Source organism: Bradyrhizobium sp. BRP20 (genome assembly GCF_020194215.1).
GTDB classification, from domain to species: Bacteria; Pseudomonadota; Alphaproteobacteria; order Rhizobiales; family Xanthobacteraceae; genus Bradyrhizobium; species Bradyrhizobium yuanmingense.
The window spans coordinates 350,267-371,611 of record NZ_JADYVY010000003.1 but is presented as its reverse complement, the minus strand read 5'-3'; the positions used below and the strand labels follow the sequence as shown (position 1 = coordinate 371,611).

The window sequence follows — 21,345 nt, the reverse complement described above, 5'->3', positions numbered from 1 at the left end:
TACTCTATCCGTGACCTTTCCATAGCGAGTCTTTGTCCAGCAAGGCTTCCATCTGCTTCACGACATCGCGGTTGACTGTCGTGTACCACTCTCTGGCTGCCTGGAGAGATATTACATCTTTTGTGCAGATCATCAGATCCGAAGCGCCGGCAAGTGCATCCGGCAACGACCCGGTGATCATCGCACCGTTTACGTGCCGGAATGACACCTTAATCTTGTACCCGCGCTGTGTGTAGTAGGTTCGCAGGGCGTTCATCCATTCGAAACGTGCTTTAGGGTCGTTTGGTCCCTGCTTGGCGGACACCTTCAATTGAACTTGGGCGTCAAATTCCTCATTGATCACATGGGTTTTACCGGCAATCGATTGTTTTTCTTTGCTCTTGGTAAAGATTAGATAGGAAATTTCAGCACCTGGACCAGTGGCAGACCCGACGTTCCGTCCAACATCGGCGTGGAGTTCCAGGCGGGGATTGAATCGGTAGGGCTTGAGCACATTTCCTCGTTTCGGATCTGGCACCGGTACGTCAAATGAGAGTTCGTCCTGCGTTGCCCATCGGCGAAGCTGCCGACACAGGAAATCCTCAATCATTTTTCGGTTTATTGAGTGTGCAACTTCGATCACACATCGGTAGTCGCCGCTATCAACGGCCACGACCGGGGTGCGAACGACCACATGGGCTGACACGCACCCGCGTTCATTTTCGTGGCCGGAGATATCCCGTCCGTTCAAGTTTGCTGTGTCGACGACGGAGAATGTTGTCTTTTGCTGATCAACGTATTCCAGCAGAAGCTGATAGTATCGAAAACCGTCGCGTGTATGACACTTGAGATCTCGGAGCCAGATGAAGTTCAATCCGGCGCACCGGATTTTCCGCTCATCGTCCGTCTCTTCGGACTCTCTCTCGGTCTCTGACTTTCCGAAAAACTCAATAGCCCACGCTGCTTTTCGTCGCTCCTCGAGAGCGTCGAACATGCTCTTGCCGGAGACGATCGGAACTTTGGCGTGGCTCGGAGCCTTTGAAATCGACCGAGCAACCAATCCATTTAAAAGAACAATCCTCTGAAATGGACTCGACACTCAGCCCTCCCTGCGGAAGCTGATAATGTCACAACCCACGCTTGAGGAAGAGGTCGTGAGCGCGTTATCCCCGGAGGCAAGAGGCTTTTCATTGCGCATTTCATTGCGGAACGACGCCCCGGAAACTATAAGTAGTTGAAATCTTGGTCGGAGTGGCAGGATTCGAACCTGCGACCCCTGCGTCCCGAACGCAGTGCTCTACCGGGCTGAGCCACACTCCGACAAGAAGGCGGCTTATAGCGTCGGGCTTGACGCACTGCAAGCGGCCGAGATGAGGAATTTTATCCCTGTGAAGACGGGTGTCGAAACGCTGATATTGCCGGCCGGCGAAGCCGGCGCGGAAGCCGCCGCCCGGCGACTTGCGGCCGGCGGGCTGGTCGCGTTTCCGACCGAGACGGTCTACGGGCTCGGGGCGGATGCCGCCAATGCCGCCGCGATCGCCCATCTCTACGCCGCCAAGGGCCGGCCGGCGTTCAATCCGCTGATCGCGCATGTCGCGGACCTCAAGGCCGCGCGGCGGATCGGGCGGTTCGATGCGCGGGCGCTGGCGCTCGCGGAGGCGTTCTGGCCGGGGCCGCTGACGCTGGTGGTGCCCAAGACCGAGGACTGTCCGGTGGCGGATCTCGCCACGGCTGGCCTCGACACGGTGGCGATCCGCATCCCCGCCCATCCCGTCGCGCAGGCGATCCTGCGCGCCTTCGGCGGCGCCGTGGTGGCCCCCTCGGCCAACATCTCCGGCCACGTCTCGCCGACGCTGGCCGCGCATGTCGAGAGCGACCTTGCCGGGCGGATCGACCTGATCATCGACGGCGGGCCTGTTACGGTCGGCGTTGAATCCACGATTGTCGGCTGCTTCGACGCGCCGATGCTGCTTCGTCCCGGTGGGCTCTCGCGCGAGCGGATCGAGGCGGTGCTGGGCGCGAAGCTGACGCGGCCGCCGGCGGAGGCTGGCAGCGACGACAGCCAGCCGCTGGCCCCGGGCATGCTGGCCTCGCACTACGCACCGCGCGCCCATGTGCGGCTCAATGCACGTGAGGTCGCGCCGGGCGACGCGCTGCTGGCGTTCGGCCCGGAGCGCCTGCCCGGCCTTGACGCCGCCTCGGCCGTCATGAATTTGTCGCCCACCGCCGATCTCGATGAAGCCGCGGCCAATCTGTTCGGCTATCTTCGCAGCCTCGATGCGAAAGCGCCGCGGGCGATTGCGGTGATGCCGATTCCCGAAGATGGTCTGGGCGAGGCGATCAACGACCGGCTGCGCCGCGCCGCGGTGGCGCGTTGAAGCAAGAGACGAGGACATGAACATCAACAAGCCTGCCACCCCGCCGCTTGCGCCCGAATTGATCGAGCAATTCCGCAAGATCGTCGGCGACCGCCACGCCATCACCGACCCGACTGACATCGAGCCTTACGTCACCGAGGAGCGCAATCTGTTCCACGGCCGCTCGCCGCTGGTGCTGCGCCCGGGCTCGACGGCGGAGGTTTCCGCGATCTGCAAGCTCGCCTCCGCGCACAACATCGCGCTGGTGCCGCAGGGCGGCAACACCGGGCTCGTCGGCGGCCAGACGCCGCACAATGGCGAGGTGGTGGTGTCGCTGCGCCGGCTCGACAAGATCCGCGAGGTCGACACCGCGTCCAACACCATGACAGTGGAAGCCGGTGTGGTGCTGCAGATCGCGCAAGCCAAGGCCTCCGAGGTCGACCGGCTGTTTCCGCTGTCGCTCGGCGCGGAAGGCAGCTGCACCATCGGCGGCAACCTCTCGACCAATGCCGGCGGCACCGCGGCGCTCGCCTATGGCGTCGCGCGCGAGATGGCGCTGGGCCTCGAAGTGGTGCTCGCCGATGGGCGCGTGCTCAATTCGCTGTCAAAGCTGAAGAAGGACAACACCGGCTACAATCTACACAACCTCTTCATCGGCGCCGAAGGCACGCTCGGCATCATCACCGCGGCGACGCTGAAACTGTTTCCGAAGCCGCGGGCGATCGAGACCGCCTTCGTCGGGCTGAAATCGCCGGCGGCGGCGCTGAAGCTGCTCACCATCGCGCGAGGCGAAGCCGCCAATGCGCTGACGAGCTTCGAGCTGCTGTCGGAGCTGGCGGTGGATTTCTCGGTCCGCCACGGCATCGACGTGCGCGACCCGCTTGAGGCAAAGCATCCCTGGTACGTGCTGATGGAATTGTCATCGCCGAGCGAGGATGCCCGCACGCCGCTGGAGACGATCCTGGGCCGTGCCATGGAGGAGGAGATCGTCGACGACGCCGTGATCGCGGCGAGCCTCGCCCAGCGCGGCGCGTTCTGGAAGCTGCGCGACGAGATGTCGGCGGCGCAGAAGCCGGAAGGCGGCTCGATCAAGCACGACATCTCCGTCCCGGTTGCGGCCGTGCCCGAATTCATCGCGGAAGCCGATGCGGCCGTGGTGAAGCTGATCCCAGGCGCCCGGCCGGTGCCGTTCGGCCATCTCGGCGACGGCAATCTGCATTACAACGTCAGCCAGCCGATCGGCGCCGACACCGCCGATTTCCTCGCGCGCTGGCATGATGTGAACGCGGTGGTGTTCGAGATCGTGCTGCGCATGGGCGGCTCGATCTCGGCCGAGCACGGCATCGGCGTGCTCAAGCGCGACGAGCTCCCCGAGGTGAAGGACAAAACCGCGATCGAGCTGATGCGCTCCATCAAGACGATGCTCGATCCGCTCGGCATCATGAATCCGGGGAAGGTGCTGTGAGCGCTTCCCTTGCGATCGATGCGATCACCGAGGCCGACGTCGAGGGCGTGGTCGCGCTGTGGCAGCGCTGCGGCCTGACGCGCCCCTGGAACGACCCGCATGCCGACATCGCGCTGGCGCGGCGGCGCGACAATTCCACCGTGCTGGTCGGCCGCGACAATGGCGCGATCGTCGCCACCGTGATGGTCGGCCATGACGGCCATCGCGGCTGGGTCTATTACGTCGCCGTCGATCCCAGCTGTCAGAAGCACGGCTTCGGCCGCATCATCATGGCGGCGGCCGAGGACTGGCTGCGAAGCGCCGGGATTTTGAAGCTGCAGCTCCTGGTCCGTCGCGAGAACGCGCAGGCCAACGCGTTCTATGGCTCGCTCGGCTTCGAGCTCTCGACATCCGTGATGTTCCAGAAGTGGCTCGACGGCCGTGCGACCACGCCAAACAACTGAGATCCAGCCATGACCATTTCCGACCGCGTCCGCATCAAGGACGTCCGCGTGCTCTCGGACGGCTGGACCACGCTGAAGACCACGACCTTCGAATATCGGCGCGCGAGTGGCGAGTGGCAGACCCAGCATCGCGAGACCTATGAGCGCGACAACGCCGCCGCCGTGCTGCCATATAATCTCGCGCGACGGACCGTGATCCTGGTGCGCCAGTTCCGCCTTCCGGCCTTCATCCGCGGTTACGACGACCTCTTGATCGAGGCCGCCGCCGGCGTGCTCGACAACGCCGAGCCCGAGGAGCGCATCCGCGCCGAGGCGGAGGAAGAGACCGGCTATCGCCTGCACCATGTCCACAAGGTGTTCGAGGCCTTCATGAGCCCCGGCGCCATCACCGAGAAGCTGCATTTCTTCGTCGCCGAATACGAGCCCGAGATGCGGGTGAGCGACGGCGGCGGCCTGGAGCACGAGGGCGAGGACATCGAGGTGCTGGAGCTGTCCATCGACGAGGCGCTGGCGATGATCGCCGACGGCCGCATCATCGACGCCAAGGCGATCATGCTGCTGCAGTATGTGGCGCTGCATGTGTTCAGGTGACCTTGCGGCTGTCCTTCGTTCTCCCCTTGTGGGAGAAGGTGGCGCGAAGCGCCGGATGAGGGGTTCTCTCCACTTGTGAGATCGTTCGTGAGGATGGATACCCCTCACCCGTCTCGCCGCTATGCGGCGATCCACCCTCTCCCACAAGGGGAGAGGGGAGGAGCGCAGCTCGCTCTATCAAGCCTGCAATTCAGACCTGCGCCGCCGCTCCCCCCCGGTTGAGCAACCGCAAAACTATCTCTAGTCTGTCGTCAACCAACAACCAGGAGACGCGCCATGTCCGCTCCGCGCGACGATGAATTCGGCTTTGCGCCCGACTACGATTCCCCCGTCCCCTACATGCAGCGCACCCGGGATTATTACGCGGCGATCGGCTACACCACGCCGTACCGCTGGGCGCATTACACCGAGGCGCCGTTCCAGCCGCTGAAGAAGCCGTTGTCGCAATCGCGCGTCACCATCATCACCACCGCGGCGCCCTACGATCCGGCCAAGGGCGACCAGGGGCCGGGCGCGGCGTATAATGGCAACGCGAAGTTTTATCAGGTCTATGACGGCGACACGTCGAAACAGCACGATCTGCGCATCTCGCACATCGGCTACGACCGCAAGCACACCTCGGCCACCGACAGCGGCACCTGGTTTCCGCTGCCGCAGCTGTTGAAGGCGAGCGCCGCCGGCCGCATCGGCGAAGTGAGCCAGCGCTTCTTCGGCGCGCCGACCAACCGCAGCCATCGCGTGACGCTCGACACCGACGCGCCGGAGATCCTGGCGCGCTGCCTCGCGGACAAGGTCGACGTCGCGGTGCTGGTGCCAAACTGCCCGGTCTGCCACCAGACCACGGCGCTGGTGGCGCGGCACCTGGAGCGCAACGGCATTGCCACCGTGGTCATGGGCTGCGCCAAGGACATCGTCGAGCACGCGGCCGTGCCGCGCTTCCTGTTCTCCGACTTCCCGCTCGGCAATTCCGCCGGCAAGCCGCACGACATCGCGTCGCAGGCCCAGACGCTCGAGCTCGCGCTCCGGCTGCTGGAGAGCGCGAGCGGTCCGCAGACCACGATGCAATCGCCGCTGCGCTGGAGCGAGGACGCCTCCTGGAAGCTCGACTACAACAACGTTGCGCAGCTCTCGCCCGAAGAGCTGGCTCGCCGCCGCGCCGAGTTCGACAAGCAGAAGGAGATCGCGCGCGGCAACCGCGCCGCCTGACGTCCTCCAACAACAATAAGCCGAGGGAGAGCGAGGTGACGCGACCGTTCGAGGGCGTGAAGATCCTGGATTTTACGCAAGTGCTGGCCGGCCCCTATGCGAGCTACCAGCTCGCGCTGCTCGGCGCCGACGTCATCAAGATCGAGCGGCGCGAGGGCGAGGACATGCGCCGCACGCCGCTCAGCCGCGAATGGGCCGAGCGCGGGTTGGCGCCGGCGTTTCAGGCCGTCAACGGCAACAAGCGCAGCCTGACGCTCGATCTGCAGAAGCCGGAGGCGATCGCGATCGTGAAGAAGCTCGCAAGCCGTGTCGACGTGGTCATGGAGAATTTTCGGCCCGGCGTGATGGACAAGCTCGGCATCGGCTACGAGGCGCTGTCGGCCGTCAACCCGAAGCTGATCTATTGCGCGGTCTCCGGCTTCGGCCAGACCGGCCCCGATCGTTTGCGGCCCGGCTATGACGGCAAGATGCAGGCGCTGTCGGGCATCATGGCGATCACCGGCCACCCCGAGACGGGGCCGACGCGCGCGGGCTTTGCCGTGTGCGATGTGCTCTCGGGCGCCACCGCTGCCTTCGGCGTCTCGAGCGCGCTCTATCAGCGCGACCGCACCGGCAAGGGGCAGCTGATCGACGTCTCCATGCTGGAGGCGACGCTGGCGTTTCTCTCGGGCCAGATCGCCGACTGGTCGGTCGCCGGACATCGACAGCAGCTATCGGGCAATCAGGCGGTGAGCCGCCGGACCACGGCGAATTTGTTCAAGTGCGGCGACGGCCATATCCTGCTCGCCGTCAACAACGAGAAGCAGTACCGCGCGCTGATGGCTGCGCTCGGGCGCGAGGATACGCTGTCAGATCCGCGCTTTGCCGACTGGTTCTCGCGCAACGAGAACGAGGGCGCGCTGCGCGCCATCATCGAGCAGACGCTGGCAAAACGGCCGGCACGCGAATGGGAGACAATTCTTGAGGACGCCGGCGCGCCCTGCGCCAGCATCTGGAAGGTCGAGGAGGTCATCGACCATCCCCAAATCAAGGCGCGCGGCGCGATCCAGGAGCTGGACACGGAATACGGCCGCCTGCGCTTTGCCGGCAGCGGCTTCAAGCTGGCCCATGGCGGCGGCAGGCTGGATCGCATGGCGCCGGAGCTGGGCGCGGATACGGACGCGGTGCTGGGCGAGCTGGGATTCGATGCGGCGGAGATCGCGGGCTTGAGGGCGCGGGAGATTGTGTAGCGCGACACACGTTCCGCCGCGGCCTAGAACAACGACCCCTGCCCGTCATCCGCCGGACTAGCGGCAACCTTCCGTACCGCCTTCTTCGGCTTCGCCGCCTCGGCCTCAGCCTCGATCTCATCCGCGCTGATCGGCAGCACGAGCTGCTCGTCATCATTGGCGACGCGGTTGACGCGGGTGGAGACCGGGTGCCAGGCGAATTCGCCGGCGCGCGGGGGCCTCATCAAGGGCAGGATCGCGTCGATCTCGTCGCCCTTGCTGTCGAGCCAGCGCTCGAAGTCGTGCGGGCTGATGGTGACGGGCACGCGGTCATGCAGCGCGGCGAGATCCTCGCCCGCCGCGGCGGTGACGATCGCGACCGTGTCGAGTTCCTCGCCGTTCGGACCGACCCAGGTCTCGAACACAGCGGCAAAGCCGAGCGGCTCACCGTCGGCACGGTGGATGAAAAAGGGCTGCTTGCGGCCGGTTTGCGTCTTCCACTCGTAATAACCATCGGCCGGAATCAGGCCGCGCCGGCGGCGAATCGCGTTCTTGAACGCAGGCTTCTCCAGCACCGTCTCGGAACGGGCGTTGATCAGGAGCGTGAACCCGCGGGGGTCCTTGACCCAGCCGGGCAGAAGACCCCAGCGCATCAGGCGGAAATGGCGCGCGCCGTTCTCGAGCAGCACCACCGGAATCGGTTGCGTCGGGGCGACATTGTACCGGGGCGGGAAATTCGGCTGCTCGACATAGCCGAACAGTTGCCGCAAAGCCGCGGGGGCCGAAGTTATGACGAAGCGTCCACACATCCTTGGAGGCCTATATAGGGTCCGTTCAGGTCCTTTTAACCCCGAACGTTAACACTGCGGCAGATGAGCTCAACGGCCTCCCAACCCGCGCGGACGCATGTACAGACGGGCCCTGAGGCGACCGCCTGGGCCGAACGGCTGCGCGTGGCCAACATCAATCCGCGGACCGGGCTTGCCACCGACTATCTCAACCATTTCAATGAAGCCGTGATGCTGCTCGAAATGGTGCCGGATATGCCGGAATGCGCCGAAGACTTCCTGACCTGGACGCCGCTGTCTTATGCCGAGCATTTCACGGCGTCGAATTTCAAGGCGCGGGATTTGGCGATCGAAGCCTATGAGAAAGCCGATCCCAACGTGCGTGCCCAGTTCGACCACTTGACGGATACCATGACCTCGATCCTGACCGCGGTCGGCTCGGCCATGCGCGAGGTCGAGAAGGACACGACGCGCGTCCGCCTCGCCGAGCAGGCCACGCTTTGGGTCAAGCCCCTGATCGCAGCCTGCGGCGGCATCATCAATGGCGGCGCGGAAGCCGACGTCGACACCATCATGGCGAACTCATCCGGATAGGTGACGCGATTGGCCGCAATCGTCCATCCTGCCCATCCCCAGCTTGCGGTCAGCGCGGCGATCTTCCGCGACGGCAAGGTGCTACTGGTCCGCCGCGCCCGCTCGCCGGCCAAGGGCTTCTATTCGCTGCCGGGTGGCCGGGTCGAGTTCGGCGAATCGCTGCATCAGGCCCTGAGCCGCGAGGTCGACGAGGAAACCGGCCTTTGCATCGAGATCATTGGCCTCGCCGGCTGGCGCGAGGTGCTGCCGGCCGCGGCCGGCGCCGGCCATTACCTGATCATGTCCTTTGCCGCGCGCTGGACGGCCCGGGAGCCGGCGCTGAACGACGAGCTCGACGATCACCGCTGGATCGCCCCTGGCGCCCTGGCAAGCCTCGGCGACCTCAAGCTGACCGGGGGGCTGGAGGAGGTCATCCTGTCCGCTCACCGGCTGCTTGGAGCCTGACCGCCCGCCTTGCGCCAGCCGTCCCGAGGGGGCATACAGCCGCCGATGTCGTCGCGATTTCTGGCCATTTTTGTCCTGACTCTCGCCTGCGCCTCCGTGCCTGCGAGGGCCCAGGACGTGGCGGCGCCGTTTGACGGCGAACTGCAGCGGCTGGCCGAGATCCTCGGCGGCCTGCACTATCTGCGCGGCATCTGCGGGGCCAACGAGGGTAACAAATGGCGCAATGAGATGCAGGCGCTGATCGATGCCGAGACCCCCTCCGGCGAGCGCCGCACCCGCATGATCGCCGGCTTCAACCGCGGCTATAACGGTTTTCAGCAGACCTATCGCAGCTGCACGCCGGCCGCGATGGTGGCGATCCGCCGCTACATCGAGGAAGGCTCGAAGATCTCGCGCGATCTCACGGCGCGCTACGCGAACTAGCTACCCCGTCATTCCGGGGCTCGCGCGCGAGAGCCCGGAATCCATTCATCCACCGTCTCTGATGCCCGATGGATTCCGGGCTCGCGCGAGGCGCGCCCCGGAATGACGGCGCGGTCGACGCATGTGCGGGCCTGGAACCCTGTCATCGACTTTGTTCACAGCCGTTAACCGTTCTTAAAGATGTGGCCTAGCGGTCGTTAACGCCCGTGCTACACCTCTCGCACAGCGCATCGCCGTGGATCGCGCCCCAGCCTGACCGAGTTTCATGAGCCAGCCGATTTCCTACGCCCCCGCCCGCGCGCCGCTGCCCGATCACGAGCAGAAACAGGCCGCACTGAGCTATCTCAACGAGGCCTGGGCCGAGGCGCGTCATGACGGCGTCGACGGCGACTGCCTGGCGCAGGCGAGCCTGTTCGCGGCCCTCGCCGAGCTCGTCGGCACCTATGGCGAGGACGCAGTGGCAAAGTTCGTCGAGGGCTTTCCCGGCCGCATTCGCAACGGCGAATTCTCGGTCGGCATCTGCAGGCAGTAAGCCGTCCTGAAGCAGTAAGCCGTCCTGAAAATGACCCCGCCACGCGGGCGGGGCCAGTTGACGGATGAATGACTTGGCGAAAGGCGTCGCGAAGTCTGCCGCTCTTATCGCACGGAAGCCGTTGCCGGCGGACAAGCATTAGTCTCGCGATGACCGGGAGATGTTCCCGACAGACCCGGGAACGCGCGCCTCAGTCCGTCTCGATCGGCAGCGCCGGATCCCTCGCCCATTCGCCCATCGAAGCGTCGTAGAGCGTCAGCTTGTCGTAGCCGAGCTGCGTCAGCAGCAGGAGGTCGATCGTCGCCGAGATGCCGCCGCCGCAATAAAGAATCACATTCTTGTCGCGTGTGACGCCCTGGGAGGCGAACTTCGCTTGCGCATCCGCAAGATCCGCCAGCGTCTTGTCGGCATTCACGAGTGTGGCTGCGGGAACGTTGACGCTGCCGGGAACGCGGCCCGGCCGGCCATAGCGGCTCGGCTCGAGGCCGCGGTGAAACTGCGGCCCGAGCGCGTTGACGATGATGGTTGCGGGATCGCCGATCTTCGCCAGCACGGCTTCCTTGTCGACGAAGCAGCCTGGGCGCGGCGCCGCCTTGAAGGCCGTCACCGGATAGCCTTTCGGTGCGCCCGTCTCGGTCGGCCGTCCCTCCTGCTGCCATTTGTCGAAGCCGCCGTCGAGCACGTGGGCATCGACGCCGAGCGCGCGCAACATCCACCAGAACCGCGTTGCCCACATTATCGTCCCTATGCTGTAGAGCACGATGGTCTTGCCCGCATCGAGGCCGTGGCGGCCGAAGGCGGCCTCCAGCTGGGCGAGATCGGGCATCATGAAGAAGTGTTGCGACGAGGCGTCGGAGAACTCGCCTTGCAGGTTGAGGAAATCGGCGCCGGGGATGTGGCCGGCCGCGAACGTCTTGTCGCCGGGCACCGCGCGATACGGCACGTCGCTGCCTTCCGGCGCGGGCTCAAGATAGGTCGTGCAGTCGTAGAGGCGAAGGTTGGGATCGCCGAGCATGGCGGCGAGCTGCTCGGTGGTGATGAGGGCGGCGGGTTGGGACATCAGGCTGCACTCCCGTTCGAGAGGAAGTGTAGACCGCTCCTCTCGTCATTGCGAGCGCAGCGAAGCAATCCAGAGTCTTTCCGCGGCGACAGACTGGATTGCTTCGCTGCGCTCGCAATGACGGTGGAAGCTCCGTGCGTCCCCCACATCACTCTACTGCTTCAGCGTCTCCAGGAACCGCACCGGCTCGCCCTGCGCGGCCGTCACCAGCTCGCCCTGCCACATCACGCGACGGCCGCGGATAAAGGTGCCGACCGGCCAGCCGGTGACGCGAACGCCATCATAGGGCGTCCAGCCGGCCTTGGACGCCACCCATTTGTTGGTGATGGTCTCGCTGCGCTTCAAATCCACGATGGTGAAGTCGGCATCGTAGCCGGCGGCGATCCGGCCCTTGCAGGCCATGTTGTAGAGGCGCGCGGGACCGGCACTAGTGAGGTCGACGAAACGTGCCAGCGAGAGCCGGCCCGCATTGACGTGATCGAGCATCACAGGCACCAGCGTCTGCACGCCGGTCATGCCGGAAGGCGAAGCGGGATAGGTCTTCTGCTTCTCCTCCAGCGTATGCGGGGCGTGGTCGGAGCCGAGCACGTCGATGATGCCCTGTTCGATGCCGCGCCAAATGCCGGCACGATGATCGGCGCCGCGCACCGGCGGGTTCATCTGCGCCAGCGTGCCGAGCCGCTCGTAGCATTCCGGCGCGACCAGGGTGAGATGGTGCGGCGTCGCCTCGCAGGAGGCGACATCCTTGTGGTCGCGCAGGAACTCGATCTCCTCCTTGGTCGAGATGTGCAGCACGTGAATACGCTTGCCGGTCTCGTGCGCGAGCTTGACGAGGCGCTGCGTCGCCATCAGCGCCGCGGTCTCGTCGCGCCAGACCGGATGCGAGCGCGCATCGCCCTCGATGCGCAGCGATTTGCGCTCGTTGAGGCGGTATTCGTCCTCGGCGTGGAAGGCGGCGCGGCGGCGGATCACCTGGAAAATGCGGCGCAGGCTCTCGTCGTCCTCCACCAAAAGCGCGCCGGTGGACGAGCCGATAAACACCTTGACGCCGGCGCAGCCGGGTGCGCGCTCCAGCACAGGCAGGTCCTGCACGTTCTCGCGGGTGCCGCCGATGAAGAAGGCGAAATCGCAATGCATGCGGTGATGGGCGCGCTTCACCTTGTCGGTGAATTCGGCCTCCGTCACGGTCAGCGGCGAGGTGTTCGGCATCTCGAACACGGCGGTGACGCCGCCCATCACGGCGCTGCGCGAGCCGGTCTCGAGGTCTTCCTTGTGCGTCAGCCCGGGCTCGCGGAAATGCACCTGCGTGTCCATCACGCCGGGCAGGATGTGCAGGCCCTTGCAGTCGATCACCTCGGCGGCCGAGCCTTGCGACAGCGGACCGAGCTCGGCGATGCGGCCGCCCGTGATGCCGATATCCCGCACGCCCTCGCCGTCCTGGTTGAAGACGGTGCCACCCTTCAGGATCACATCGAAACGCTGGGTCATTGGGCCTCTCTCATCCTCAGGGCGCAGGGCTCGAGGTCTTGTCGTTTATGCGTTGCGGGCTTACGTTCCGGAGCAACATGTCGCAAGAGATTTTCGCATGAAATCGGCGTTTCTTCCCGACCGGGGCGTGATCAAAGTCGCGGGTGAGGATGCGCGCAACTTCCTCAATGGCCTCGTCACCACCGACCTGGACAGGCTGAAACCTGGTCTGGGGCGATTCGGCGCATTGCTGACGCCGCAGGGCAAGATCATCGTGGATTTCCTGATCACGGAAGCGTCCGCGGGCCACGGCGGCGGGTTCCTGATCGACTGCCCCAAGGCGCTGGCGGACACCCTCGCCACCAAGCTGAAATTCTACAAGCTGCGCGCCAAGGTCACCGTGGACAAGCTCGACCTCGGCGTGCTCGCGGCCTGGGACGGCGAGCCGACGGCGCAGCCCGACCTTGCCTTTGCCGATCCGCGGGCTGAGGGGCTCGGCTACCGCATCCTGGTCCAGGAAGATCTCAAGCAGAAACTGTCCGATCTCATCGGCGCCGAGCTGGTCGATGCAGCCGAGTACGAGGCGCACCGCATTGCGCTCGGCGTGCCGCGCGGCGGGCTCGATTTCATGTACAGCGATGCGTTCCCGCATGAGACCAACATGGATCGCCTCGCCGGCGTCGATTTCGACAAGGGCTGCTATGTCGGCCAGGAGGTCGTCTCGCGCATGCAGCATCGCGGCACCGCGCGCACGCGCAGCGTGAAGGTGCTGCTCGAGGACGCCTCGCCCGAGCCGGGCACGACCATTCTTGCCGGCGACAAGCCGGTCGGCACCATCGGCTCGACGGCTGGCGGCAAGGGAATCGCGCTGGTGCGCATCGACCGTGTCGCAGACGCGCTCGATGCGGGCCAGCCGCTCACCGCTGGGGGGCTGGCTTTGACACTCGCTGAACCAGACGTCGTTCGCATTCCAGCCAAGCAGCCGACCGCATGAGCCGCGCTGCCCGCTTGCATCCCGATGGTCTGACCCGCTGCCCCTGGCCGGGCGAAGATCCGCTTTATGTCGCCTATCACGACACCGAATGGGGCGTGCCGGAATACGACGACCGCGCGCTGTACGAGAAGCTGATGCTGGACGGCTTCCAGGCCGGCCTGTCCTGGATCACGATCCTGCGCAAGCGCGACAATTTCCGCAAAGCCTTCGACGATTTCCAGCCGGAGAAGATCGCGCGTTACACGCCCAAGAAGGTTCACGCGCTGATGAACGATGCGGGTATCGTGCGCAACAAGGCCAAGATCGAAGGCGCGATCCTGAGTGCAAAGTCCTATCTCGACATCATGGAGAAGGGCCCGGGCTTCTCGAAGCTGCTGTGGGACTTCATGGACGGACGGCCCAAGGTCAACCAGTTCAAGACCACGGCAAGCGTGCCGGCCTCGACGCCGCTGTCGGTACAGATCTCCAAGGAGCTGTCCTCGCGCGGCTTCAAATTCGTCGGCCCGACGATCGTCTACGCCTTCATGCAGGCGACCGGCATGGTCAACGACCACCTGGTCGACTGCCACTGTCATGCGACTTGCAGTAAGACCCAGCGCAAGCTGCGCCTCAAGGCCAAATGACGGCGAAGAAGGCAGCGCGCAACGAAGAGGTCCGCGCCTGGCAGCGCATGCTGTCGGGCCGGCGGCTCGACCTGCTCGATCCTTCCCCGCTCGACATCGAAATCGGCGACATCGCGCACGGGCTGGCGCGGGTGGCGCGCTGGAACGGGCAGACCCTCGGCGCGCACATCTTTTCGGTCGCACAGCATACGCTGCTGGTAGAGACCGTGCTGCGCCATGAGATACCCCGCGTCGACCAGCGCGTCCGGCTCGCGGCCCTGCTGCATGATGCGCCGGAATATGTGATCGGCGACATGATCTCGCCGTTCAAGGCGGTGCTCGACGGTCACTACAAGGCCGTCGAGAAGCGGCTGCTCGGCGCCATCCATATCCGCTTCGGTTTGCCGCCGGTATTGCCTGATGACATCACGCAGGCCATCAAGGCCGCCGATCGCGGCGCGGCCTATCTCGAGGCAACCGAGCTCGCCGGCTTCAGCGCGAGCGAAGCGCGGCGCCTGTTCGGCAAGGATCCGGGTCTCTCCGACAGCGTCCGACGCGACTATCTGACGCCTTGGACCGCAGCGCGGGCCGAGAAGCAGTTTCTGGAGCGGTTTGGCGCCGTGTTTGCGTAGCATTATTCCTTCGTAGGGTGGGCAAAGCGAAGCGTGCCCACCGAACCAAGCGACATGCGCGCAATTGCGAAATGGTGGGCACGGCGCGATGCGCCTTTGCCCACCCTACGAGCGCTCGCTATAATCGGGCGCAAAAAGGTTCGCCATGATCCACGTCTGTTCCCTCGCCGCGCTTCCCGAAACCGTCCGCCTCACCAAGGCCAGCCACGTGCTGACCGTGATGGCCAATGTCGAGCAGGTCGCGCGTCCCGTGTCGGTGCTCCCGGCCAACCATCTCAAGGTGTCGATGGACGACATCACCGAGGAAATGGACGGCTTCGTCGCGCCGTCGGAGACGCATATCGAGCAGGTGCTCAACTTCGTGCGCGGCTGGGACCGCAGCGCCCCGCTGGTGGTGCATTGCTACGCCGGGATCAGCCGCTCCACCGCCAGCGCGTTCGCGGCCGTTTGCGCGCTTAATCCAAATCGCGACGAGATCGAGATCGCCAGGAAGATTCGCGCGGCCTCGCCGATCGCCTCGCCCAATCGGCGCATCGTCGGCCTCGCCGATCGTGCACTCGGACGCAACGGCCGCATGCTGCGCGCGCTCGACGAAATGGGCCCCGGCGCGATGATGGTGGAAGGCCGCCCCTTCGCGATCGAGCTCGAATGACAGCTGGTTGTCACGATGGAGGTGCGCCCCCTCTCCCGCCTGCGGGAGAGGGTTGGGGAGAGGGTATCTCGGCGACGAAGACTCCCCCAGAGGATAGAGCCCTCTCCCGCCTCGCATCTGTCGATGCGACGCGACCTCTCCCGCAAGCGGGAGAGGTGCACCGAGTCCGCGGATGGGCCGTCTTAACCAAGCGGCATTCTGTTCAATTCAACGACACGGCAGCCGCATGAGCGAGACGCTGCTGACGCCAATCGAAATCGGCCTCACCGCGGCCATCGTCGCGATCGAGAACCACGAGCCGCTGATCCTGACCGCACCCGGTGCTGACCGGCTTGCCGGGCTGCCGTTCGGTCCGTTCGACGCGGTGAGCCATCGCACGTTCGAGATGGGCCTGCGCGCCTGGGTCGAGCAACAGGCGGGGCTGCGGCTCGGCTATGTCGAGCAGCTCTACACGTTCGGCGACCGTGGCCGTCATGCCGAGGCCGGCGACACCGGAGCCCACATCGTGTCGATCGGCTATCTCGCGCTGACGCGCCCCGCGGGCGGCGAGCTCGCCGCAAACGCGGCGAGCTTCGCGCCCTGGTATCGCTTCTTCCCCTGGGAAGACTGGCGCGACCAGCCGCCGGCGATCATCGCCCGCGACATCATCCCTGCGCTGACCGAATGGGCCGAGGAGGAGACGGCGGAGACGATTCGCGCACTGCCGCGGAAGGATCGCGTGCGGTTCTATTTCGGTCTCGACGGCGCACCCTGGGACGAGGAGCGCGTGCTCGACCGCTACGAGTTGCTCTACGAGGCCGGGCTGATCGAGGAGGCCCGCCGCGATGGCCGTCCTGCGGCATTGGCGCGCAAGACGCTTCCCCCGCTCGGGACCTCGATGCGGTTCGACCACCGCCGGATTCTCGCCACGGCAATCGCGCGGCTGCGCGCAAAGCTGAAGTATCGTCCTGTGGTCTTTGAACTTTTGCCGACCGAATTCACACTCACTGAACTGCAGCACACGGTGGAGGCGATCTCCGGCCGGCACCTGCACAAGCAGAATTTCCGCCGCCTGGTCGAGATGGAAGCCCTGGTCGAACCGACCGGGGTGATGTCGACACAGACGGGCGGACGGCCGGCAGCGCTCTACCGCTTCCGCCGCGAGGTGCTCCAGGAGCGGCCCGCGCCGGGCTTGCGCGTTCGCTCCCGGCGCTAGAGCATGATCCGGAAAAGTTGCGTTGCGGTTTTCCGGTAAGATCATGCTCAAGAAATTAAGTTCCTGATATCAGTGGTATCGGCCCCTGCCCGCCGATTGCCTGGAGGCTTCATGCTCGACGGCCCGTTTGACGTCTTTGCGCTGATCATTGCGATCATCTCCTTCCTGATCGCGATCAAGGCGTCCAGCCAGGCGACCGAGTTGCGCCGCCGGATCAGGTCGCTCGAAGAGACGCTTTACGCGCAGCGGCCGGTGCAGCCGCCCCCGCTGATGCCGGCGCAAGCCGAAGCCCCCGCGACGACTGCAGCCGCAGAGCCGCCGCCGCTGGCCCCGGAAGCCGAAACGACGCCGCCTCCGCTCGTCACCGAAGAGATTTCGCCGCCCCCGCTCGAGCCGAGCACGGGCGCCGCTGCGCCCCCTCCGGTGCCGGAGGCAGCACCCGGCTTCGAGGAGCGGCTCGGCACCCGCTGGGTGGTGTGGATCGGCGGGCTTGCGCTCGCGCTCGGCGGCTTCTTCATGGTGCGCTATTCGATCGAGGCCGGTCTGCTCGGCCCCGGCGTGCGCGTGTTCCTCGGCGGCCTGTTCGCCGCTGCGCTGCTTGGCGCCGGCGAATGGACGCGGCGCAAGGAGAGCATCTCGAGCATCGCGGCGCTGCCTATCGCCAACATTCCCGCGATCCTCACCGCGGCCGGCACGGCGGTGGCGTTCGCGACCATCTACGCGGCGTACGCACTCTACGACTTCCTCGTGCCTGCGACGGCCTTCGTGCTGCTCGGCATCGTTGCGATGGGCACGCTGGCCGCAGCGCTCCTGCACGGCCCTGCGCTCGCCGGGCTCGGCGTCGTCGGCGCCTTCGTGACGCCGATCCTCGTCTCCTCCGGCAAGCCGGATTATTGGGCGCTCTACATCTATCTTGCGGTCGTGACGGCCGCGAGTTTCGGGCTCGCCCGCATCAGGCTATGGCGCTGGCTTGCGGTCACGACCATTGCCTTCGCGGTGCTCTGGATCTTCCCGGGTCTCGATACCGAACAGGTGCAGGTCGCGCCGCACGCCTTCCATGCCATCGCCGGCTTCGTGCTCGCCGCACTGCTCGTCGTCTGCGGCTTCATGTTCGGGCCCAGCATGGAAGACGGCGAGATCGAGCCGGTCTCATCGGGCGCGCTTGGCGCCTATTTGTTCGGCGCGATGCTGGTCGTGCTGTCGAGCGCGCATGCGGATCTCGCGCTGATCGCCTTCACGCTCCTCGTCGGCGGCACGCTGTTCGTCGCCTGGCGCGCACCGGCGGCGACCGGCGCGCTGGGCGCGGCCGCGGCGGCCGTGTTCATCGTGTTCGCCGAATGGGCGGTGCGCGCCAACCCCGATATGCTGGTGCTGCCGGGCGGCCCGATGCCCGGCGTCGGCCCGGTCGCGATTGATAGCGCGGTGACGCTGCATCTGGTGACGGCCGCGATCTTCGCCGCCGGTTTCGGCGTCACGGGCTTTTTCGCGCAAGGCCGCTCGAACTCGGTGATCATTCCCGTGGTGTGGTCGGCGGCGGGCGTCGCGACGCCGATCGGCATCCTGGTTGCGCTCTATGCGCGCATTGCCCATCTCGACCGCTCGATCCCGTTTGCGATCCTCGCCGTGCTGCTCGCTGCGGCCTTTGGCGCTGCGACCGAAGCGCTGATGCGCCGCGAAGAACGGCCCGGCGTTGCAACCTCGGTCGCGCTGTTCGCGACCGGTACGCTCGGCGCGCTGGCGCTGGCGCTGACCTTCGCCCTGGAGAAGGGCTGGCTCACCATCGCGCTCGCGCTGATGTCACTCGGCACCGCCTGGATCTCGTTGCAGCGGCCGATTCCGGTGCTGCGCCGGCTGGCTGCGGTCTTCGCTGCGATCGTCACCGCGCGCATCGTCTATGATCCGAGCATCGTCGGCGATGCCGTCGGGACCACGCCGATCTTCAACTGGCTGTTGTGGGGCTATGGCCTGCCGGCCGCCTCGTTCTGGGGCGCGAGCATCTTCCTGCGCCGCCGCGCCGACGATCCGCCGCTGCGCGTGGTCGAGACGGCGGCGATCCTGTTCACCGCGCTGCTCGCCTTCATGGAGATCCGGCACTTTGCGACCGGCGGCCGCATGACCTCGCCGCCCTCGCTGCTCGAGTTCGCGCTGCAAGTCTGTGTCACGCTTGCCATGGCAATCGGCCTGGAGCGCCTGCGGCTGCGCAGCCGCAGCATCGTGCACAATGTCGGCGCGGTCGTGCTGACGGCGATCGCCGGCTTTATCAGCGTGTTCGGCCTCCTGATCCTGGAGAACCCGATGCTGCTCTCCAGCGTCAATGTCGGCAGCCTCGTGTTCAATCTGCTGCTGCTCGGCTATGCGTTGCCGGCCGTGCTGATGCTGCTGCTCTCCTACGCGGTGGCAGGACACCGCAGTGTCGCATATGCAAACACGATTGCGGGTGGTGCCCTGGTGTTCGCGCTCACCTATGTGACGCTGGAGATCCGCCGCTTCTATCACGGCCCGGTCCTGCTCTACGGTGGCACCACGAGCGCCGAGCAATATACCTATTCGATCGGCTGGCTCGCTTTTGGCGTGGCGCTGCTCGGCGTCGGCATCCTGGTCAATTCGGAGCGTGCGCGGCTGGCGTCCGCCGCCGTCATCGCGTTGACGATCTTCAAGGCCTTCGCCGTCGACGTGTGGACGCTGACCGGCGTCTATCGGGCGCTCTCGTTCATGTGCCTCGGCGTCGTGCTGGTCGCGATCGGCTGGCTCTACCAGCGTATCCTGTTCCGGCGGCAGATCGCACCGCCGCCGGCCGCGCCGCAGACGGGCAGCTAAACGTCAGGCCGCGCGGACCGATTCCAGGAACTGCGCGACCTCGACCTTCAGGCGGGTGCTGTCGGTCGCCAGCGACTTCGCCGCCGACAGCACTTCACTCGAGGCCGAGCCGGTCTCGATCGCACCGCGCTGCACGTTGGTGATGTTGGACGACACTTCCTGCGTGCCGAGCGAGGCCTGCTGAACGTTGCGCGAAATCTCCTGCGTGGCCGCGCCCTGCTCCTCGACGGCGGCGGCGATCGCCGCGGACACCTCCGACAGCCGCTCGATGGTGCCGCCGATCTCCTGGATGGCGTTGACGGATTCTTGCGTCGCCGCCTGGATGCCCGAGACCTGCGCCCCGATTTCGCCGGTCGCTTTCGCGGTCTGCTCGGCCAGTGCCTTGACTTCGGAGGCGACGACGGCAAAGCCGCGGCCGGCTTCGCCCGCGCGCGCCGCCTCGATGGTCGCGTTCAGCGCGAGCAGGTTGGTCTGGCCCGCGATGGTGTTGATGAGCTCGACGACGTCGCCGATGCGGGCGGCCGCCTGCGACAGCGCGTTGACGCGCTCGTTGGTCCGCGCCGCCTGCTCGACCGCTTCCGCTGCCATCCGCGCCGAATCCTGCACGCGGCGGCTGATCTCGGTGATGGAGGACGACAGCTCCTCGGAAGCAGAGGCCACGGCCTGGACGTTGGTGGAAGCTTCTTCCGACGCAGCCGCAACGACGGTTGCGAGCTCCTGGCCGCGCTGCGCTGTGCCGCTCAGCGTTGCCGCGGACGCCTCGAGCTCGGTCGAAGCCGACGATACGGTCTCGACGACCTCGCCGATCATGACCTCGAAATTGCGGGTGATGGCATCGACACGTCGGCCGCGTTCGATCTTGGCCTCGGCGTCGCGCGCCGCCGCAGCGTCGGCCGCCTTCTTGGCGATCAGCGCCTCCTTGAAGATCTGGAGCGCATCCGCCATCGAGCCGATCTCGGTCTTCTCGCCGCGATGCGGCACCTCCACCGCAAGGTCGCCCTCGCCGAGCGACTGCATCGGGCGGATGATCGAAGCGATGCCACGCGAGACGTCGCGCACGAGATAGTAGGCGGCGCCGATCGCGATCACGACGGAGGCCACGATGATCCCGACCAGCACACGGAAGATCGTAGCGTAGCTGTCGGCGGCCTGCTTCGTCTCCAGCTCGGCGCCCTGATTGTTCATTTCGATGCCCTTCTGGAGCAGCGGATCGGCGGCCTGAGCCATCTTCGCGACCTTGGTCTGCAACATCTCGTTGGCATCGGTCGGGAAGCGGCCGACACTCTTGCGCGACAGCGCCATTACATCCTGCACGCCGTTCAGGTACTCGGCCCAGGCCTTGGTCCATTGCTCGTAGAGCGAACGCTCCTCTGCGCGCGTGATCAGCGGCTCGTAGATCTTGCGGGTCTTCTCGATCCGTTCGCGCAAACCTGCCAGGCGCTTCTCGGCAGCCTCCTTGCCTTCGGCAGTATCCTGCATCAGGTGCAGACGCAGCGCGACGCGGAGCTCGTTGATGTCAGCACGCATCGAGCCGAGCGCACGCACGCTCGGCAACCAGCCCTGCGCGATCTCGACCGTATGGGCGTTGATGTTCTGCATCGTGCCGATCGCCATCACGCCGACGCCGGCGAGCGAGAGCACGAGGACCGACAGCACGGTCAGCAGCTTGAAGACGATCGACAATTTCGACATCACGACAATCCCGATGATTACCCGGCAACGCGCACATCATCTGCGCCGCAGACGTCACGACGGACGACCCGGGCGAAGGTCAGTTCAACAATGCTGGCTGGTTCTTTTCCCGAAGGATTGCGCGCATAATCGCAAACAGGCGTTAACAGGAGGCTACGTAAAAATACGGCTCGTGCGCAGCGATCGTGGTTCGCTGCAACTCTC

At 65.7% G+C, this 21,345-nt stretch carries 21 protein-coding genes and 1 tRNA gene; 16 read left to right on the top strand and 6 right to left on the bottom strand.

Annotation, left to right across the window (positions count from 1 at the left end):
* Positions 1-4: 4 nt before the first annotated feature.
* On the bottom strand, positions 5-1,078 hold the full coding sequence (locus tag I6F33_RS10750) for a hypothetical protein (RefSeq protein ID WP_225142376.1): 1,074 nt from the start codon (positions 1,076-1,078) through the stop codon (positions 5-7).
* Positions 1,079-1,222: 144 nt separating this feature from the next.
* Positions 1,223-1,299, bottom strand: a tRNA-Pro gene (locus I6F33_RS10745).
* Between the two features lie 50 nt (positions 1,300-1,349).
* Between I6F33_RS10745 and I6F33_RS10740 the strand changes: the two genes are divergently transcribed.
* From I6F33_RS10740 to I6F33_RS10715, 6 genes are all read left to right on the top strand, one after another.
* Positions 1,350-2,357, top strand: coding sequence for an L-threonylcarbamoyladenylate synthase (locus tag I6F33_RS10740; RefSeq protein WP_225142375.1), 1,008 nt, complete (start codon positions 1,350-1,352; stop codon positions 2,355-2,357).
* A 16-nt stretch (positions 2,358-2,373) separates the two neighbouring features.
* Entirely contained in the window at positions 2,374-3,801 is a 1,428-nt protein-coding gene (locus tag I6F33_RS10735) for an FAD-binding oxidoreductase (RefSeq protein ID WP_225112601.1), read from the top strand.
* Complete coding sequence (locus I6F33_RS10730) at positions 3,798-4,244, top strand: GNAT family acetyltransferase (RefSeq protein WP_225142374.1); 447 nt, start codon at positions 3,798-3,800, stop codon at positions 4,242-4,244. Before I6F33_RS10735 ends, I6F33_RS10730 begins: the two co-directional genes overlap by 4 nt.
* A 9-nt stretch (positions 4,245-4,253) precedes the next feature.
* Entirely contained in the window at positions 4,254-4,835 is a 582-nt protein-coding gene (locus I6F33_RS10725) for an NUDIX domain-containing protein (RefSeq protein WP_225112599.1), read from the top strand.
* Between the two features lie 276 nt (positions 4,836-5,111).
* Positions 5,112-6,041 (top strand): glycine/sarcosine/betaine reductase selenoprotein B family protein, encoded by a 930-nt coding sequence (locus I6F33_RS10720; RefSeq protein WP_225142372.1) that lies wholly within the window; start codon positions 5,112-5,114, stop codon positions 6,039-6,041.
* A gap of 35 nt (positions 6,042-6,076) precedes the next feature.
* Positions 6,077-7,270, top strand: a complete 1,194-nt coding sequence (locus I6F33_RS10715) for a CoA transferase (protein WP_225142370.1) — start codon at positions 6,077-6,079, stop codon at positions 7,268-7,270.
* Positions 7,271-7,293: 23 nt separating this feature from the next.
* On the opposite strand, the gene I6F33_RS10710 is transcribed toward I6F33_RS10715, so the two are convergent.
* Positions 7,294-8,058, bottom strand: coding sequence for an SOS response-associated peptidase (locus tag I6F33_RS10710; RefSeq protein ID WP_109144654.1), 765 nt, complete (start codon positions 8,056-8,058; stop codon positions 7,294-7,296).
* Between the two features lie 63 nt (positions 8,059-8,121).
* Here I6F33_RS10710 and I6F33_RS10705 point away from each other — a divergent pair, with 63 nt between their 5' ends.
* The 4 genes from I6F33_RS10705 to I6F33_RS10690 all read left to right on the top strand — a co-directional run bounded on the left by I6F33_RS10705 (position 8,122) and on the right by I6F33_RS10690 (position 10,030).
* A complete protein-coding gene (locus I6F33_RS10705; protein WP_036003651.1) occupies positions 8,122-8,631 on the top strand; it encodes a hypothetical protein in 510 nt (169 codons plus the stop codon).
* A 9-nt stretch (positions 8,632-8,640) separates the two neighbouring features.
* Positions 8,641-9,075, top strand: a complete 435-nt coding sequence (locus I6F33_RS10700; protein ID WP_036003648.1) for an NUDIX hydrolase — start codon at positions 8,641-8,643, stop codon at positions 9,073-9,075.
* 45 nt (positions 9,076-9,120) lie between these two features.
* Positions 9,121-9,498 carry a TIGR02301 family protein gene (locus I6F33_RS10695; protein WP_225142368.1) on the top strand — a complete coding sequence of 126 codons (378 nt, stop codon included), beginning with the start codon at positions 9,121-9,123 and terminating at the stop codon, positions 9,496-9,498.
* Positions 9,499-9,763: 265 nt separating this feature from the next.
* The gene (locus I6F33_RS10690) at positions 9,764-10,030 is read left to right on the top strand and encodes a hypothetical protein (protein ID WP_036003643.1); all 267 of its coding nucleotides are present in this window, start codon (positions 9,764-9,766) and stop codon (positions 10,028-10,030) included.
* A gap of 190 nt (positions 10,031-10,220) precedes the next feature.
* On the opposite strand, the gene I6F33_RS10685 is transcribed toward I6F33_RS10690, so the two are convergent.
* Complete coding sequence (locus I6F33_RS10685) at positions 10,221-11,090, bottom strand: sulfurtransferase (protein WP_225128294.1); 870 nt, start codon at positions 11,088-11,090, stop codon at positions 10,221-10,223.
* A gap of 153 nt (positions 11,091-11,243) precedes the next feature.
* Positions 11,244-12,578, bottom strand: a complete 1,335-nt coding sequence (locus I6F33_RS10680; RefSeq protein ID WP_225139069.1) for a dihydroorotase — start codon at positions 12,576-12,578, stop codon at positions 11,244-11,246.
* A gap of 97 nt (positions 12,579-12,675) precedes the next feature.
* Between I6F33_RS10680 and I6F33_RS10675 the strand changes: the two genes are divergently transcribed.
* The 6 genes from I6F33_RS10675 (at position 12,676) to I6F33_RS10650 (ending at position 19,449) form a co-directional block, all read left to right on the top strand.
* Positions 12,676-13,551: a folate-binding protein YgfZ gene (locus tag I6F33_RS10675; RefSeq protein ID WP_225142366.1), complete on the top strand. Its 876-nt coding sequence runs from the start codon at positions 12,676-12,678 to the stop codon at positions 13,549-13,551.
* Positions 13,548-14,174 carry a DNA-3-methyladenine glycosylase I gene (locus I6F33_RS10670; RefSeq protein WP_036003631.1) on the top strand — a complete coding sequence of 209 codons (627 nt, stop codon included), beginning with the start codon at positions 13,548-13,550 and terminating at the stop codon, positions 14,172-14,174. The genes I6F33_RS10675 and I6F33_RS10670 overlap by 4 nt, the downstream gene beginning before the upstream one ends.
* Positions 14,171-14,785, top strand: a complete 615-nt coding sequence (locus I6F33_RS10665) for a YfbR-like 5'-deoxynucleotidase (protein WP_036028303.1) — start codon at positions 14,171-14,173, stop codon at positions 14,783-14,785. Before I6F33_RS10670 ends, I6F33_RS10665 begins: the two co-directional genes overlap by 4 nt.
* A 145-nt stretch (positions 14,786-14,930) precedes the next feature.
* Positions 14,931-15,437, top strand: a complete 507-nt coding sequence (locus tag I6F33_RS10660) for a tyrosine phosphatase family protein (RefSeq protein WP_036028306.1) — start codon at positions 14,931-14,933, stop codon at positions 15,435-15,437.
* A 226-nt stretch (positions 15,438-15,663) separates the two neighbouring features.
* Positions 15,664-16,632, top strand: coding sequence for an NAD regulator (locus tag I6F33_RS10655; RefSeq protein ID WP_225142364.1), 969 nt, complete (start codon positions 15,664-15,666; stop codon positions 16,630-16,632).
* A 111-nt stretch (positions 16,633-16,743) separates the two neighbouring features.
* Entirely contained in the window at positions 16,744-19,449 is a 2,706-nt protein-coding gene (locus I6F33_RS10650) for a DUF2339 domain-containing protein (protein WP_225142362.1), read from the top strand.
* Between the two features lie 3 nt (positions 19,450-19,452).
* On the opposite strand, the gene I6F33_RS10645 is transcribed toward I6F33_RS10650, so the two are convergent.
* Entirely contained in the window at positions 19,453-21,141 is a 1,689-nt protein-coding gene (locus I6F33_RS10645; RefSeq protein ID WP_036038279.1) for a methyl-accepting chemotaxis protein, read from the bottom strand.
* Positions 21,142-21,345: the final 204 nt, after the last annotated feature.

What these genes read in the sequence shown, in the direction of transcription:
- I6F33_RS10740 (WP_225142375.1), top strand. Translation starts at nt 1,350, where the DNA reads ATGAGGAATTTTATCCCTGTGAAGACGGGTGTCGAAACGCTGATATTG.
- I6F33_RS10735 (WP_225112601.1), top strand. Translation starts at nt 2,374, where the DNA reads ATGAACATCAACAAGCCTGCCACCCCGCCGCTTGCGCCCGAATTGATC.
- I6F33_RS10725 (WP_225112599.1), top strand. Translation starts at nt 4,254, where the DNA reads ATGACCATTTCCGACCGCGTCCGCATCAAGGACGTCCGCGTGCTCTCG.
- I6F33_RS10720 (WP_225142372.1), top strand. Translation starts at nt 5,112, where the DNA reads ATGTCCGCTCCGCGCGACGATGAATTCGGCTTTGCGCCCGACTACGAT.
- I6F33_RS10710 (WP_109144654.1), bottom strand. Translation starts at nt 8,058, where the DNA reads ATGTGTGGACGCTTCGTCATAACTTCGGCCCCCGCGGCTTTGCGGCAA.
- I6F33_RS10705 (WP_036003651.1), top strand. Translation starts at nt 8,122, where the DNA reads ATGAGCTCAACGGCCTCCCAACCCGCGCGGACGCATGTACAGACGGGC.
- I6F33_RS10695 (WP_225142368.1), top strand. Translation starts at nt 9,121, where the DNA reads ATGTCGTCGCGATTTCTGGCCATTTTTGTCCTGACTCTCGCCTGCGCC.
- I6F33_RS10690 (WP_036003643.1), top strand. Translation starts at nt 9,764, where the DNA reads ATGAGCCAGCCGATTTCCTACGCCCCCGCCCGCGCGCCGCTGCCCGAT.
- I6F33_RS10685 (WP_225128294.1), bottom strand. Translation starts at nt 11,090, where the DNA reads ATGTCCCAACCCGCCGCCCTCATCACCACCGAGCAGCTCGCCGCCATG.
- I6F33_RS10680 (WP_225139069.1), bottom strand. Translation starts at nt 12,578, where the DNA reads ATGACCCAGCGTTTCGATGTGATCCTGAAGGGTGGCACCGTCTTCAAC.
- I6F33_RS10675 (WP_225142366.1), top strand. Translation starts at nt 12,676, where the DNA reads ATGAAATCGGCGTTTCTTCCCGACCGGGGCGTGATCAAAGTCGCGGGT.
- I6F33_RS10670 (WP_036003631.1), top strand. Translation starts at nt 13,548, where the DNA reads ATGAGCCGCGCTGCCCGCTTGCATCCCGATGGTCTGACCCGCTGCCCC.
- I6F33_RS10665 (WP_036028303.1), top strand. Translation starts at nt 14,171, where the DNA reads ATGACGGCGAAGAAGGCAGCGCGCAACGAAGAGGTCCGCGCCTGGCAG.
- I6F33_RS10660 (WP_036028306.1), top strand. Translation starts at nt 14,931, where the DNA reads ATGATCCACGTCTGTTCCCTCGCCGCGCTTCCCGAAACCGTCCGCCTC.
- I6F33_RS10655 (WP_225142364.1), top strand. Translation starts at nt 15,664, where the DNA reads ATGAGCGAGACGCTGCTGACGCCAATCGAAATCGGCCTCACCGCGGCC.
- I6F33_RS10650 (WP_225142362.1), top strand. Translation starts at nt 16,744, where the DNA reads ATGCTCGACGGCCCGTTTGACGTCTTTGCGCTGATCATTGCGATCATC.
- I6F33_RS10645 (WP_036038279.1), bottom strand. Translation starts at nt 21,141, where the DNA reads ATGTCGAAATTGTCGATCGTCTTCAAGCTGCTGACCGTGCTGTCGGTC.